We start from the raw sequence: 15632 nt of genomic DNA, 5'->3' as shown, positions 1-15632 counted from the left end.
ACTAGAAACAGCAAAGTGTCATTTTTACCGGACGTTTTGAACATCCTCTAAAATAACTCTGTTTCCAAAGGATTCAGGGCAGAAGGAGTGAAAGACATGAAAGAAGGAATCCATCCAGAATACAAAAAAGTTGTATTTCTAGATACAAGTTCTGACTTCAAATTCTTAAGCGGATCAACTAAATCTTCAAACGAAACAATTGAATGGGAAGATGGTAACACATACCCATTAATTCGTGTTGAAATTAGTTCAGAATCTCATCCATTCTACACTGGTAAACAAAAAGCTGACACTGTTGGTGGACGTGTGGATCGCTTCAAGAAGAAATATAATTTGAAATAAGAATGGCAAATTCACTTATCTAGTGAATGACCAAATAATACTATTTTTGGGTGAGTTTACTCATGCCGGGAGAAAACAGGCAAATCGACTATGCTTTGCCTGTTTTTTATTTCTCAAATACACATACTAATGATTAAAAATGAACGTATACATGTGATGAATACACATATAAAACCTAGTAGAAACGAAGGGAGATCCCAAAACATGTATGTTATGAAGCAAAGCGGCTGGCTAGAAGTAATCTGTGGCAGCATGTTTTCAGGTAAATCCGAAGAACTTATTCGAAGAGTACGAAGAGCAACCTATGCAAACCAAAAAATCCAAGTATTCAAACCTGCAATAGATAATCGTTATGACGATGTAGCAGTAGTTTCACACAATGGGACATCCATCATGGCAACACCAGTAAGTTCCTCCTCTGAAATCTTGGAAAATCTACAAACTAATGTTGAAATTGTAGGAATCGATGAAGCACAATTCTTCGATGAAGACATCATTATTGTTGCAGAGCAATTAGCAGATCGTGGCATTCGTGTTATTGCTGCAGGATTAGACCGTGACTTCCGCGGTGAACCATTTGGACCAATGCCAGAATTAATGGCCCTTGCTGAATCAGTAACAAAACTTAATGCCATATGTCCAATTTGCGGATCTCCCGCAAGCCGCACACAACGCCTAATTAATGGACAACCAGCATCCTACAACGACCCAATTATCATGGTAGGCGCATCCGAATCCTACGAACCAAGATGTCGCCACCACCACGAAGTCCCAAACCGCCCAACAAGCGTAGGGAAACGGAAGTTGATGAATGTTAGCAAATGATATTGTGTTGAGCAGCCTTTTTTGAGGGTGCTCTTTTTATTTAAAACAGTTCTAATAGACAGAGTAACAGCTTTTTTATAAACTTAGCCTTTTAAAACCATTCTAATAAACAGAGTCCACTGCTTTTCCTGTTAGTTTTGCTGAACTTGCATAAATTTCGTTTAACAACACACCAAAAACCCCAAACCAAATATAAACAGCCGAACTAACTACATATATCGCGAGGCCAAATGGTATTCACTAAAAAGAATTTTGACCTCATCCCTTCTGTATACTATAATTAGAATGTTAATCTGAGTGAGGTGACCGTGATGTTAGAACGATTACAAACGTTAGAGGATCGTTATAATAAATTGAATGAATTATTAAGTGACCCGGAAGTTATTAGTGATACGAATAAATTGCGTGAGTATTCCAAGGAGCAGTCTGGACTTGAGGATGTTGTGCAGGCGTACCGTGAGTATAAAGATGTAACCGATCAGTTGAAAGATGCGAAAGAAATGCTCGAGGACGATTTGGATAAGGAAATGCAGGACATGGTTAAGTCGGAAATTTCCGAGCTTAGCAAAGCAAAAGAAGAATTAGAAGAGAAAATGAAAATTCTTCTTTTACCAAAGGATCCAAATGATGATAAAGACGTATTTGTTGAAATACGCGGAGCTGCTGGTGGAGACGAGGCTGCGTTATTTGCTGGTGACCTATATCGCATGTATACAAGATTTGTTGAGAGCCAAGGCTGGAAGACGGAAGTAATGGATGCTCATACAACTGGTGTTGGTGGGTATAAGGAAATTATTTTCATGGTAAAAGGAAATGGTGCTTATTCCAAGCTGAAGTATGAAAATGGAGCTCACAGAGTACAACGTGTACCGGAAACGGAATCAGGTGGCCGAATCCATACATCAACTGCAACCGTAGCAGTACTACCAGAAGCGGAAGAAGTTGAAGTTGAACTTCACGACAAGGACATTCGTGTGGATTTATTTGCGTCAAGTGGACCTGGTGGACAAAGTGTAAACACAACCATGTCAGCTGTTCGTTTGACTCACTTGCCAACGGGTATCGTTGTTTCCATGCAGGATGAAAAATCCCAAATTAAAAACAAAGAGAAAGCTATGAAAATTCTTCGTGCACGTGTTTATGATAAATTCCAACAGGAAGCACAGGCGGAATATGATGAACATCGTAAATCTGCAGTTGGAACTGGAGACCGTTCCGAGCGTATTAGAACGTACAACTTCCCACAAAACCGTGTAACAGATCACCGCATTGGTCTTACCATTCAAAAGCTAGATCAAATTCTAGAAGGTAAGCTTAATGAAGTAATTGATGCGTTAATTATGGAAGAGCAAGCAAATAAATTAGAACAAATTGGTGAATAAGATGGTTCAAAAACAATATGAAGTCCTCCAGTGGGCTTCTCTTTTTTTAGAAAAAAACAATCGAGAACCGAGGGTAGCTGACCTCCTTCTCCAATATCATTTAGATGTGTCGAGGACGCAATTTTTTGCACAAATGCGTGATGATGTACCATTGCATATTGCGGAAAGATTTCGTAAAGATATTGAAAAGCATGTGGAAACAGGAGTGCCGATTCAGCATTTAATGGGTTACGAAGAGTTTTACAGTAGAAAATTTTCCGTTAATCCACATGTTTTAATCCCACGTCCTGAGACAGAGGAACTTGTTCAACATGTCATCAACCACGCTTCTAAAAATGAGCCAATAACCATTGTGGATATAGGCACTGGTAGCGGGATTATAGCGATAACATTAGCTTTAGAACTACCGAATGCAGACGTGTATGCCATTGACATTTCAGAAAAAGCATTGGAAACAGCCAAGAAGAATGCGGAATATTTGCAAGCTAATGTTACGTTCTTACAAGGGGATTTTCTTGCTCCATTCTTTGCCCAAAACCTTAAAGCAGATATTGTTGTTTCTAATCCACCGTATATATCAGAAGAGGAGAGACCAGAACTATCCGATACGGTAGTAAACCACGATCCAGAATTGGCTTTGTTTGCTGATGATAATGGTTTAGCAGCATATAAGAAAATAATTGGCCAGCTCCCTAATGCAATTATCGCCGGTGGGGCCGTTGTATTTGAAATTGGACATTTACAGGGCGAAGCAGTAAAAGAATTACTACTGGAAACCTTTCCTAAAAGTACGGTAAATATTTTAAAAGATATTAATGGGAAAAATCGGATAGTATTTGCGGATAACTTGGTGTAATTGGAATTCTATACGACTATCAAGTATAGAGAAAGTTCTCCAAAAAAACAGAAACACACTCATTGCAAACGGAGTGTGTTTCTTCAATTTCTTGTAGAAATTACTTTAATAATTACCTATTATTTATTTTTGGTTTAGAAACTGACCAATACCCTGAAAAGTAATTGAACACAAAATCATCTTGAGATAATCTTTGAAATTAAGCAGCAGCCACTTCTATCTCACTATAACTTCAAATAATTATTCCTTTGCTAATTTTTTATGGTTTGGCATCTGTGGGGGTTGTTCAAGCCATTTATTTTTGATCATGATGTTTATACCTTCTTTAGCATATTGTGTAATTTCCGCTGTTAAACGAACATAAGATGTTTGAATGTCGGTTCTAAAGCTAGCAGCTGATGCAGTCGCGTAATTAGAAATGCCAGATGAAATGAGTGTAGATGTGTGATACATGATTAATTTATCTGAGAAAGGTGCTACTGTTGAATCGGTAACCTCAAGATCCCATGGCATTGGTGAAGGTAAGTCATCATCCGTTAAAAAGGTGGTAAACACTTGAACATGTTTTTTCGCAATTTCCTTTCCAGTAGTGCAGTAGTTGCGTACCTTTTTAGATTTTGCGACTTGTGCTAAACCTGTTAATAGTGTGGTCCCAACTGCATTGGTCTTTACATTTGCTTCAATATGAGTCATTTCAACAACATTTAACGGTCTAATGTCGTTGTTCATACCCATCAATCCACCTAAATACTTTTTCTCGTCAATAAAATCTACCTTGTTAGAAGTTGTAACATAAGGTGACCTTACAAATAGCCCTTTAGCTAGTAATATCTCGGCAGTTTTATTATATAGTTCTGTTGAAGTTTTTATCGCCAGACTTAGAAAATCACGGACCTTAGTATTCGCTGATGTACTTAAAGCAACACCATAAACAGATAATCCGATTTTCGCCATATTTTCAAGATAATATAAATAAAATGTATCCGAATATAATCGGGGAGCAGTTGGACTTACATCATCATCCGTAAAACCAACTGGTTCAGGTTGATTATCTTTCATTAGAATTTCTTTACTGGTATTGAAATTTTTCTCAGAAGTATCAAGTGAAAATTGTACAACAGATTTTATATCTGGATCATCAACATTTTCCAAGAAATATTTCATAATACACATGGAAAAAGAGTTGTTCAGGTAACTGCTCCAAATCACTGAAATCTCAGAAGATGTTAATCTTGTGTCATGGTTCTCTTGCATTATTATCCTCCCAATAAACTGATAATATTAATATCCACAAGAAATCGATTAATATACTCGATAGAGCAAGAACCTTACCATATTTAGCAATTTTTAATACAGGAGATTCGATTGAGTATAATCGTTGGTTCGAAAACAAGGCTGACACGTTTAATCAGTCCTTTTTATTGTGGTTGACAGGTTGACAATCATTACCAACTACCAGTTTAAGAAAATATGCTAGATTACTAGTTTAAAAACTTTCCCGGCTGTCCATACTATGACTAATTCAGTAACTGGGGGATGGGGACAATGAAGAAACTAGCATTTATTTTAATTATTCTTATTATGATAGCACTTTCCTTACCGCTTAAAGGGCAAGGAGATGGAAAAAAAATAGATGATTATCAAGTAATCCCGGATGATGCGATACGCTTAAGGATTCTTGCAAACAGTGATAACGAAGCAGATCAACAAATTAAGCAAAAAGTTCGTGATAAAGTGAATGCTGCCATTACAGAATGGGTAGCTGATATCACGGATATTGAGGAAGCAAGAAAGTTGTTAGAAAGCAGAATACCAGAGATAAGTGAAATTGTGAAGCAGACACTAGAAGAAGAAGGGGAAAAGCGAGAATTTGATGTGGAATACAATGATAGTGTAAGTTTTCCAACCAAAATTTATGGATCGTATTTGTACCCTGCAGGCGAATATGAAGCAATACTAATTACGATTGGTGAAGGAGAAGGGGCAAATTGGTGGTGTGTGTTATTCCCGCCGTTATGTTTCTTAGATTTTGCCAACGGAATTAGTGTAGCTGCAGCAAGTCCTGGTGGATTTGATGAAGAACCCCAAAAGGATGAAGGCCTAAAGATAAAATTTTTCTTATTTGAATGGTTAGGTTTGTCATAGAATATAGTACCCTTGCATAAAATGCTAGAAAAGCGAGATTCTAAATGAAGTAATCTACTAATAACAGGGGTGTAAAAGATGAGATTATTGATTGCAAGCGAAGTAGCAGAGGATAAAATTACAGAGTTTTTAAGTACAACAGATCAAGTAGACCAGAAGAGCTTATTACAAGATGGATATGTGGTTGAGATTGGTGATGAGATTAAAGGATGTTTTGTCCTATCAACTGTAGAAAAAGATATATTTTGGCTAAAGCAGCTCTACATATCAAAAGAAGCTGCACAAAGACTACCAGTCCTACTAGAAATGATTATTGTGTTAGCAAAAACTAAGAAAGCGAAGAAGGTTTATGTACATAGTCATCAGCCTGTCGTGGACATTCTTCTAGGAGCTTTGCAATTCCATCCACAAAAAGAAGCACTAAATGTGAATAGTAATCGTCCTAAACAAGGAAATTGGTGGGCATACGAGGTTTCATAAGGGATTATGCACATAATCCACAAGTGCTTGTGTATAAGTTGTGAAAAAACTGTCAATAAACATAAAAGTAGTGGATAAGGTGTTATTAACCGGAATAAAATAAACGTTTGTTTGGAAAACCTGTGGATAATATACGGGTTTTCTTTTTGGTTTGTGGATAACTATATACTTTGCGAAACACTCATCATTCCGATAAAATGAGGAAAGAAAAGAGGTAGTGGAATGGTAGAAACAAAACGATGGAATATAACAAAGAACGGTACAAATAATGAAAAAATGATCATAGAAGCAGGCGATTTATTGAAAGTAGGGGAAGCTGTGGCTTTCCCAACAGAAACGGTCTACGGACTCGGTGCTGATGCTACGAATCATGAGGCAGTATCGAAAATCTTCCAGGCAAAAGGTCGTCCACAGGATAATCCACTAATTGCGCATGTTGCTACAAAAGAGCAATTATTTCAACTGGTGAAAGCTGTTCCTAGTTATGTAGAAGAATTGGTAGACACATTTTCTCCAGGACCAATTACGTATGTATTACCTTCAAACGGGACTTGTGCAGATAATGTAACAGCCGGCTTAACAACGGTAGGAGTACGGATACCAAGTCATCCTGTAGCACTCAAGCTATTAAAGACTTGTAACATACCAATTGCAGCACCAAGTGCAAATCTATCAGGAAAACCAAGTCCAACAACAGCTGTCCATGTTTGGGAGGATTTGAACGGAAAAATTGCCGGACTAGTGGATGCTGGTCCAACCGGTGTTGGATTGGAATCAACCGTGATAGATTGTACACAGGATATCCCCGTTATCCTAAGACCAGGCGGAATTTCCAAAGAGGAACTAGAAGAGGTAGTTGGCAAGGTTATGGTTGATCCAGCCCTTCAAAGTGCAGAGGCAAATGAAAAGCCTAAGGCACCAGGAATGAAATACAAACATTACGCACCAGAGGTTCCCATGTGGCTAATCGATGGTGGAAGTGAAAAAATGCAGATCACCTATAATCAACTAATAGCAGAAGGTAAACGCGTCGGCATCCTAGCGAATCGTAACACATTAGAAAAATTGAATGTCGAAGAAAAAATTTCTCTAGGTGAGTCACTCGAGGAAGTGGCTGCCAATCTTTATGACGGCCTACGAAAATTTAAGCAAGGTGATGTAGACATTATTCTTTGCGATACCTATCCGGAAATTGGAATAGGCCAAGCTGTCATGAACCGATTGAGAAAAGCAGCTAGTCGGTATATTGCAGAGTAATGGAAAAGGGGTGACATTGATCACCTCTTTTTTCGTGTTGAGTTCTGGAAACGTAGGTGGTTATTCGGGTATGTGCTCATGTCTCGAGAATCCTGTTTCCGGAAACTCGGAGCATGAGTCCAATCCAACAAATCATGTACCCAAACCCCAACAAACACCCCCTACCCAATACCAAACTCATCCCAAGACCACAAATCATAATCCCACCCAACCCAGCATATAGTGTAAAAGGCATGTCCAAGGGGGATGATTTATGAGTGAATTTATTTCGATATTAATGATGGCAGTTGCTATAGGAATGGATGCTTTTTCTGTAAGCCTTGGGCTGGGAATGCAGAATATTCGGTTGAAGCGAATCGCGATTATTGGCATTGTGATTGGTTTATTTCACATTATCATGCCGTTTCTAGGGATTGTGGTTGGTAAATTGATCTCGGAGCAAATTGGTGATTGGACAACCTTAGCGGGTGGTCTGCTACTGTTTGGTATCGGAGCACATATGTTGTTTTCGGCATTTAATCATGAGTCGGAAAAAATGATTCAAACAGCCGGCTTGGGTTTACTTATTTTAGCTTTAAGTGTTAGTATCGATAGTTTTTCGGTTGGGCTGAGTTTTGGTTTATCTGGCGTAAAAACAGCATTAACACTAATACTTTTCGGGGCTAGCAGTATGGTATTAACCTGGGCTGGAATGATTATTGGTAGAAAGGTGCAGGGGTTCCTAGGGGCTTATAGCGAGATATTGGGAGGCAGTATTCTTTGCGGATTTGGCATTTATATCATTTTTTAACGGAACTAATAAGAGGATGTCCGATACGGGCATCCTCTTTTGCTAGGGAGAAGTCTCCCATTTCATTATGATATAATACTATATTTTCCGTGTCTCACCACAGTGTTAGGCATTTCATATCCTAAAATCTTTGCAGCATCCTTTGATAATTCAACTAGTACACTATTTTCTCTAACTTGAAATACTTTACCTTGATACTGTTGATTCCTTCTGTCAAAAAGGACAACATCCCCTACATTTGCTGTTTCATTATTATTCATTTCTTTTCCCCTCCCAAAGGATAATACCTAAATGAGACTTCTCTATATTGTATAGAGAAACACCAAGGGCTATGTAAACAAAAATGGAAAGAACTTATAGAAATAGTAAATTGGTAGCTTAGGTATTTTTATTTCATACTCCTAATAGTAATACTAATGGATTAGAATTTCTACATTTTTCTCACTTTTTGACAATTTGCGAAAAAATAACTAGGACTAATGAACTATTGATATATTTTGAAGTGTATCGAAGTAATCATTTTTAGATAGTATTTATGGGGAAGTAAAAGTCAGAATTATCTGTTGTATTGATTTTTACTTTATATTCTTTTTCTGTCAACTGTCATAATTCTATGTTATATTTTAGATATGTAGATGATTTTCACCGGAATGGAGGTTCTTTCATGAAAATCTTGTTTGTATGTACCGGTAATACTTGTCGTAGCCCGATGGCTGAGGCTTTGTTGAAAAGTAAGCTACCAGGAGCAGAAGTAAAATCAGCAGGGATTTTTGCGGCTAAAAATCAACGTGCATCCAAGCATGTTGTAACGCTTTTAGACCAAAAGGGAATTGCGCTAAGCCATCAATCCAAGCCGGTTGATGAAAAACTTCTAAACTGGGCAGATATTGTTTTATTAATGACAACCGGTCACAAGCAGTCGCTCATTATGGCATATCCTAATTTTCAAGAAAAGTATTACACATTGAAAGAATTTGTATCTGATTCCGATCGTAAAGTATGGGATGAATTAAAATCACTTTATGCCGAATATGAAATGAAAAAATCTCAATTTATCCATGAAAATCAACATAAATTAAATAATGTGCAACTGGAAGAAAAGTTGCGAGAATATTTACAACCTGACATTCAGAAAATTAGTCAACTAGAAAGCAGCTTAATAAACTACGATATTTCCGATCCATTCGGTGGAGATTTAGCTACATACCAAAAAACATTAGAAGAATTAGAAGATAATATAGAGCTTTTAATTAAAAAAATATAAGAAACTTAAAAGCGGAAGTGCCCAGTTAGCGACTTGCGTAGGTGAGGGAATCTCGCTAGTCGTTTGGCGCTGGACATGGCTGTTGCAGTGAATAAGCTTAATAACTATATAATTATATAAAAGAACAATACTTAAACATGCTGGGGGAAAACGAGATGAGCAACAAATATCGCTTTGGATTAAGGTTAAAGCTCGTATTATTCACAACAATATTAGCGTTCATTACTTATTCCACGAGTGCATTATTTCTGTACTTTCTTTATGACTTTGTAGTAGATTTCTGGCAGGTTTCTATGGAAGTCTACACCATCGTAATTTTACTCTTGGGGATCTTTTGGTCTGGGGTGTTAGCATTTTTTGCTGCAAGAGTGATTACAAAGCCGTTGAATCAGTTGGCGATTGTTGCATCTGAAGTAGCAGCTGGTCAACTAAACCAGGAGGTGGAAATTCCATCTTCAGATGATGAAATCCGCGCGTTGAGTACATCATTTAATGCCATGCTAAAAAATCTACAAGAAATGGTACATAATATAGATGTCCATTTCAAAAACACGAATGAATCGGTGGTGCAATTGAGAGAGGCCTCGAGTTTAGTTGCACAGCATTCCGATTTGATTAGTGCATCTGTTGAGGATATTTCAAAAGGTGCAGAGAGCTCATCAGAAGCTATTCAGCAAACCGTAGAATCAGTGGAAGAAGCAACTGCTCTTGCAGAAAAGGTTCAGGAAAAAGCTGGGCTATCCAAAGAAAAATCAACAACGATGCTAGTAACGTTGAATGATAGTAAACAAGTAGTACATCAACTAGTAGAAGGTATTCAAAAACTAGCAAAAGACCAAGAACTCTCATTGAAAGATGTGGATCACTTGAAGGAAAATGCACTTCAAGTTGAGTCTATTATCACGATGGTAGGGGAAATTGCCGAGCAAACGAACCTTCTTGCACTTAATGCTTCGATTGAAGCGGCTAGAGCAGGGGAACATGGAAAAGGTTTTGCTGTGGTTGCGGAAGAAATTCGTAAGCTAGCAGACCAAAGTGCCCAAGCAGTCGGGCGTATTTCTAGTCTAATTGAAGCAATTCAAGATGATGTGAACCAAGTAGTGAAGAAAATTAATGAGAATGTTCAGCTCGCAAACCGAGAAGCAAACAATGGTGTGACAACCAATGCGTCCATTGAGCAAATGTCCGGTTCTGTGGAAGAAGTAGCTGGTGAAATTGATGTTATTTTATCTATTGTGAATCAACAACTTGCTTCCATCCAAGCGACGGCCTCTCAATCACAAGAGGTTGCAGCCATTGCTGAAGAAACGTCTGCAGGAGCAGAAGAAGTGAATGCATCTATTCAAGAGCAAGCAGCTTCTATTGGCAAAGTGGATCATCTCGTCCATGACTTAGAGGAACAAGCAAGTGGTTTAAATAAACAAATTCAAAAGTTTCGTATGAACTAATACAACAAGACAAGGAGCGAAAATACTGATGAAAGTAATTATCTCAGGTGACCATGCAGGAATGACTATACGTAATGAAGTAAAAAATTTATTAGATGAAATGGGTATTGTATATGAGGATACAGGCTGTAGTTGTGAAACATCTGTAGACTATCCTGACTATGCTCTTCCAGCGGCAGAGAGAGTAGCAAGCGGTGAATTCGACCGGGGAATTCTAGTATGTGGAACTGGAATAGGGATGTCCATTGCAGCAAACAAAGTAAAAGGAATCCGTTGCGCACTTCTTTCAGATGTATATAGTGCAAAGCTAACCCGTATGCATAATAATTCCAATATGATTGCATTAGGGGAGCGCGTAATTGGTCCTGGACTTGCTAGAGACATCGCAAAAGCTTGGTTAGAAACAGATTTCGAAGGTGACCGCCACCAAAGACGCCTTGACAAGTTAACAGCCTACGAAGATAAAAATCTATAATAATGATGGCGGGGGACCTACCCCGCCAAAATATCTAAGTAAGGTGATGGATAATGACAATGGATAATATCAAAAGAGATTTACAAATCGTATTGTTAGAACTTGAAAATCAAAACATTCTTAAAAGCGGAACCATTTTTGTAACCGGTTGCTCAACAAGTGAAGTTGCTGGTGAACATATTGGCACATCAGGAAGTGAAGAAATCGCCTCACAAATCTTCTCAGCACTAATGGTATTTAAAAGAAGAACTGGCATTCATCTAGCCATTCAATGCTGTGAACATCTAAACCGTGCACTTGTCGTAGAAAGAGAAACAGCAGAAGAATACCGATTAGAACAAGTATCCGTCATTCCAGTACCGAAAGCTGGAGGAGCGATGGCTTCCTATGCCTATAAACACATGGAAAATCCAGTAGTTGTGGAACACATACAAGCCCATGCCGGTATCGACATAGGGGAAACCATGATAGGCATGCATCTAAAACACGTCGCTGTACCCGTAAGACTAAACCAACGATACATAGGGAAAGCCAGAATCAACATAGCAAAAACCCGACCTAAACTAATAGGCGGAGCAAGAGCTTTATACGGGTAACGTGGGATAGAGCTTGTTTAGAGTAGGTATATAAATAAGTTATTACCTTGTAAAAAAATATATTTTACTAATCGCTCTGAGGGGCTAAGCTAATAGAATAATAAACAGGGAGGATTACCAATGGAACACTTAAAACAAACAGACCGCGAACTATTTGAAGCAATGGAGGCAGAGAAGAAACGCCAACAAACAAAAATTGAACTAATCGCATCCGAAAACTTCGTATCAGAATCGGTAATGGAAGCAATGGGTTCCGTACTAACCAACAAATATGCAGAAGGATATCCAGGCAAACGTTATTATGGTGGCTGTGAACATGTCGATGTAGTAGAAAACCTAGCTCGCGACCGTGCAAAAGAATTATTCGGTGCAGAACACGCCAACGTACAACCACACTCGGGTGCACAGGCAAATATGGCAGTTTATTTCTCTGTACTCGAGCCTGGAGACACTGTCCTTGGGATGAATCTAAACCACGGTGGACACTTAACACATGGTAGCCCTGTAAACTTCAGTGGGACATTATACAACTTTGTAGACTATGGTGTAGAAAAAGAAACAGAAACACTTGATTATGATAAGGTTTTAGAAAAAGCAAAAGAAGTAAACCCTAAATTAATTGTAGCAGGAGCAAGTGCCTATTCTCGTACACTTGACTTTGCAAAGTTTCGTGAAATTGCAGATGCTGTAGGCGCATACCTTATGGTTGATATGGCACACATCGCAGGCCTTGTTGCAGCTGGTCTACATCCAAACCCGGTACCATATGCAGACTTTGTTACAACAACAACTCATAAGACATTACGTGGACCACGTGGAGGTATGATTCTTTGCAAAGCAGAATATGCAAAAAAAGTGGATAAAGCTGTATTCCCAGGAATGCAAGGTGGCCCATTAATGCACATCATTGCTGCAAAAGCGACAGCTTTCAAGGAAGCACTATCCGATGATTTCAAAGTTTATAATCAACAAATCATCGCCAATGCAAAAGCACTAGGAGAAGCGCTAGTTGCAGAAGGAATCCGTGTAGTATCAGGTGGAACAGACAACCACCTGTTATTACTAGATGTAACACCACTTGGTATCACTGGAAAAATTGCAGAACATGTTTTAGACGATATCGGAATTACAGTTAACAAAAACACCATTCCATTCGACACAGAAAGCCCATTTGTAACTAGTGGAATCCGCATCGGAACACCAGCCGTTACAACACGAGGTTTCAAAGAACAAGAAATGCGCGAAATTGCAAGCATCATTTCCATGACATTACACGATCATGAAAATGAAACAGTGCTAAAAGAAGCAGCTGACCGCGTATTGGCGTTAACTGAAAAATCACCTTTATATGTATAATTTTTAGGGGAGAGGATACCAGATTCGGTGTCCTCTTTTTAGGTGGGATGTGTTTTACTGGGTGGTGTATGTTAAAAGTAGTTGAACCCTTTGCTTTTGGCACACGATTATTAAGTCTGAGGGCAAGTTAAAGTTTACCGGTTACAGGGTTCTAAGGTTTCGGCGCATGCACGAGTATACCGGTCACATCCATCTCTGTTTTGGGTGCAAGCTCAAGTCTCTCAGTCCCATGCTTCTCACAATCAATCACAAGCTCAAGTCTCCCGGTCCTATGCCTCCCACAATTTGGCACAAACTCAAATCCCCTGGTCCCATCCTCCACCAAATCAGGCACAAGTTCAATCTTCATATTGCAAAATCATCCCCATCCTATTAAACTTTCCCAACTTTTCATACCTCTACCTTGAATATGTCCCATTTTTTCAGTACAATTTTAAAGATGTAACCAATTCGATAAGGAGTGATCGCTAAATGGGAAATGTACATGTTTTAGATCATCCGTTGATCCAACATAAATTATCATTTATCCGAGATAGAAGTACGGGAACAAAGGAATTTCGTGAGTTAGTAGATGAAGTTGCAATGCTAATGGCATTTGAAATTACTCGTGACCTACCACTAGAAGAAACGACAATTGAGACACCAGTTACAACTACAACAACTAAAGTATTGGCTGGTAAGAAAATCGGGCTTGTTCCGATTTTACGTGCAGGACTTGGTATGGTGGACGGAATGTTGAAATTAATTCCTGCTGCAAAGGTTGGACATGTTGGATTATACCGTGATCCAGAAACATTGAAACCAGTTGAATATTACATAAAGCTTCCTTCAGATATCCATGAGCGTGAGTTAATTGTAATTGACCCGATGCTTGCAACTGGAGGTTCTGCTAATGATGCAATCCAATCCCTGAAGAATCGTGGTGCGAAGAATATTCGCTTGATGTGCTTAATCGCAGCACCAGAGGGTGTTGAGGTAATCAAAGAACAACATCCGGATGTCGATATTTATTTAGCTGCACTGGATGAAAAATTAGATGATCATGCTTATATCGTGCCAGGTCTTGGAGATGCTGGTGACCGTTTATTTGGGACAAAGTAAGCTACATCCAATATGTCAGGTGTAAATAGAATAATCGGAGTGATAATGGTGCCAAAACGCATCAAAGTAATGATGATTTTCGGGACAAGACCAGAGGCAATTAAGATGGCTCCACTTGTTCTGGAATTGAAAAAACGATTAGATGAATTTGAACCGATTGTAACGGTAACGGCTCAACATCGTGAAATGTTAGACCAAGTTTTAGAGATATTCCATATTACACCAGACTATGACCTAAACATCATGAAGCAAAAACAGACATTAGCACAAATTACGACACGTGTCCTTGAAGGTCTGGATGAAGTGATGAAAAAAACACAACCTGACATCGTGCTTGTTCATGGGGATACAAGTACAACATTTGCTGCATCCTTAGCAGCCTACTACAACCAAATTGCACTGGGGCATGTAGAAGCTGGTCTTCGTACTTGGAATAAGTTCTCTCCATACCCTGAAGAAATGAATCGCCAACTTACCGGGATACTGGCGGACTTGCATTTTTCACCAACGGAAAAGTCAAAGCAAAATTTGTTGGATGAAAATAAACCAGAAGAGAGCATTTATGTTACAGGTAATACGGCGATTGATGCATTGAAAACAACAGTTGCTTCAAATTACTCCAACCCAATATTGGATGGAATTAAAGGGAAGCGGCTTGTATTAATGACTGCCCACCGTCGTGAAAATCAAGGAACGAACATGAAGCAAATGTTCCGAGCAATCAAGCGATTGGTGGAAAAACATCAAGATATTCAAATCGTATATCCAGTGCATTTAAATCCAGTTGTTCGAGAAACTGCCAATGAGATCTTAGGAAACGATGACCGTATTCAGCTCATTGAACCGCTTGATGTAGTGGAATTCCATAATTTTGCAGCACATGCCCACTTAATTCTTACCGATTCGGGTGGTGTGCAAGAAGAAGCGCCATCATTAGGAGTACCAGTTCTTGTGCTTCGGGACACGACGGAACGTCCAGAAGGTATCGAAGCTGGAACATTAAAACTTGTAGGAACGGACGAGGACACCATCTTTAAGCTAGCAGATGAACTTTTATCCAACCAAGAAGCACATGACAAAATGGCGAAAGCATCCAACCCATACGGTGATGGAGAAGCATCACGTAGAATTGCCGATGCCATAGCGGAATACTTTAACAAATAATAAAATAGAGACTTCCATATTCTGTTTCACAAATATATGACTACAAATTGGTGTACATAGTTTATCAATTTGTAGTCATTATTTTTACCTTAGATTGAATAGGAGGAAAAATTATGTCCAATCAGATGTAGTCCAACTAATCTATCATTTG

General features: G+C 38.7%; 17 protein-coding genes. 15 read left to right on the top strand and 2 right to left on the bottom strand.

The features are described 5' to 3' along the window. Positions 1-96: 96 nt before the first annotated feature. From TY11_RS05965 to prmC, 4 genes are all read left to right on the top strand, one after another. The gene (locus TY11_RS05965; RefSeq protein ID WP_026907736.1) at positions 97-342 is read left to right on the top strand and encodes a type B 50S ribosomal protein L31; all 246 of its coding nucleotides are present in this window, start codon (positions 97-99) and stop codon (positions 340-342) included. A 204-nt stretch (positions 343-546) separates the two neighbouring features. Beyond that, on the top strand, positions 547-1167 hold the full coding sequence (locus TY11_RS05960) for a thymidine kinase (RefSeq protein WP_042143902.1): 621 nt from the start codon (positions 547-549) through the stop codon (positions 1165-1167). Positions 1168-1478: 311 nt separating this feature from the next. Next, positions 1479-2549, top strand: a complete 1071-nt coding sequence (prfA, locus tag TY11_RS05955) for a peptide chain release factor 1 (protein ID WP_042143899.1) — start codon at positions 1479-1481, stop codon at positions 2547-2549. A 1-nt stretch (position 2550) separates the two neighbouring features. Further along, a complete protein-coding gene (gene prmC, locus TY11_RS05950; protein WP_042143898.1) occupies positions 2551-3405 on the top strand; it encodes a peptide chain release factor N(5)-glutamine methyltransferase in 855 nt (284 codons plus the stop codon). A gap of 240 nt (positions 3406-3645) precedes the next feature. Here the strand turns inward: prmC and TY11_RS05945 are convergent, their stop codons facing one another. Continuing rightward, positions 3646-4659 carry a DUF3231 family protein gene (locus TY11_RS05945; RefSeq protein ID WP_042143897.1) on the bottom strand — a complete coding sequence of 338 codons (1014 nt, stop codon included), beginning with the start codon at positions 4657-4659 and terminating at the stop codon, positions 3646-3648. Between the two features lie 291 nt (positions 4660-4950). On the opposite strand from TY11_RS05945, the gene spoIIR reads away from it, so the two are divergent. The 4 genes from spoIIR (at position 4951) to TY11_RS05925 (ending at position 8077) form a co-directional block, all read left to right on the top strand. Beyond that, positions 4951-5550 (top strand): stage II sporulation protein R, encoded by a 600-nt coding sequence (gene spoIIR / locus TY11_RS05940; protein WP_042143896.1) that lies wholly within the window; start codon positions 4951-4953, stop codon positions 5548-5550. 78 nt (positions 5551-5628) lie between these two features. Continuing rightward, complete coding sequence (locus TY11_RS05935; RefSeq protein WP_042143894.1) at positions 5629-6030, top strand: GNAT family N-acetyltransferase; 402 nt, start codon at positions 5629-5631, stop codon at positions 6028-6030. Positions 6031-6252: 222 nt separating this feature from the next. Then, positions 6253-7287, top strand: a complete 1035-nt coding sequence (locus tag TY11_RS05930; RefSeq protein WP_042143892.1) for an L-threonylcarbamoyladenylate synthase — start codon at positions 6253-6255, stop codon at positions 7285-7287. Between the two features lie 253 nt (positions 7288-7540). Then, positions 7541-8077, top strand: coding sequence for a manganese efflux pump MntP (locus tag TY11_RS05925; RefSeq protein ID WP_042143890.1), 537 nt, complete (start codon positions 7541-7543; stop codon positions 8075-8077). A gap of 65 nt (positions 8078-8142) precedes the next feature. On the opposite strand, the gene TY11_RS05920 is transcribed toward TY11_RS05925, so the two are convergent. Then, positions 8143-8337, bottom strand: coding sequence for a DUF2187 family protein (locus TY11_RS05920; protein ID WP_042143887.1), 195 nt, complete (start codon positions 8335-8337; stop codon positions 8143-8145). 404 nt (positions 8338-8741) lie between these two features. Between TY11_RS05920 and TY11_RS05915 the strand changes: the two genes are divergently transcribed. The 7 genes from TY11_RS05915 to wecB all read left to right on the top strand — a co-directional run bounded on the left by TY11_RS05915 (position 8742) and on the right by wecB (position 15481). Continuing rightward, a complete protein-coding gene (locus TY11_RS05915; protein ID WP_042143885.1) occupies positions 8742-9341 on the top strand; it encodes a low molecular weight protein arginine phosphatase in 600 nt (199 codons plus the stop codon). A gap of 155 nt (positions 9342-9496) precedes the next feature. After that, positions 9497-10789 carry a methyl-accepting chemotaxis protein gene (locus TY11_RS05910; RefSeq protein WP_042143884.1) on the top strand — a complete coding sequence of 431 codons (1293 nt, stop codon included), beginning with the start codon at positions 9497-9499 and terminating at the stop codon, positions 10787-10789. Positions 10790-10817: 28 nt separating this feature from the next. Beyond that, the gene (rpiB, locus tag TY11_RS05905) at positions 10818-11264 is read left to right on the top strand and encodes a ribose 5-phosphate isomerase B (protein ID WP_042143882.1); all 447 of its coding nucleotides are present in this window, start codon (positions 10818-10820) and stop codon (positions 11262-11264) included. A 59-nt stretch (positions 11265-11323) separates the two neighbouring features. Then, a complete protein-coding gene (locus TY11_RS05900; protein ID WP_042144258.1) occupies positions 11324-11860 on the top strand; it encodes a TIGR01440 family protein in 537 nt (178 codons plus the stop codon). Between the two features lie 120 nt (positions 11861-11980). Further along, the gene (gene glyA / locus TY11_RS05895) at positions 11981-13216 is read left to right on the top strand and encodes a serine hydroxymethyltransferase (RefSeq protein WP_042143879.1); all 1236 of its coding nucleotides are present in this window, start codon (positions 11981-11983) and stop codon (positions 13214-13216) included. A gap of 471 nt (positions 13217-13687) precedes the next feature. Continuing rightward, positions 13688-14317, top strand: a complete 630-nt coding sequence (upp, locus tag TY11_RS05885; protein ID WP_042143876.1) for a uracil phosphoribosyltransferase — start codon at positions 13688-13690, stop codon at positions 14315-14317. Between the two features lie 48 nt (positions 14318-14365). After that, positions 14366-15481, top strand: a complete 1116-nt coding sequence (gene wecB / locus TY11_RS05880) for a non-hydrolyzing UDP-N-acetylglucosamine 2-epimerase (RefSeq protein WP_042143874.1) — start codon at positions 14366-14368, stop codon at positions 15479-15481. Positions 15482-15632: the final 151 nt, after the last annotated feature.

The organism is Paucisalibacillus algeriensis (genome assembly GCF_000577245.1).
Taxonomy (GTDB): Bacteria; Bacillota; Bacilli; order Bacillales; family Amphibacillaceae; genus Ornithinibacillus.
The sequence above is the reverse complement of the archived record's forward strand: the minus strand, read 5'-3'. Positions and strand labels throughout refer to the sequence as shown.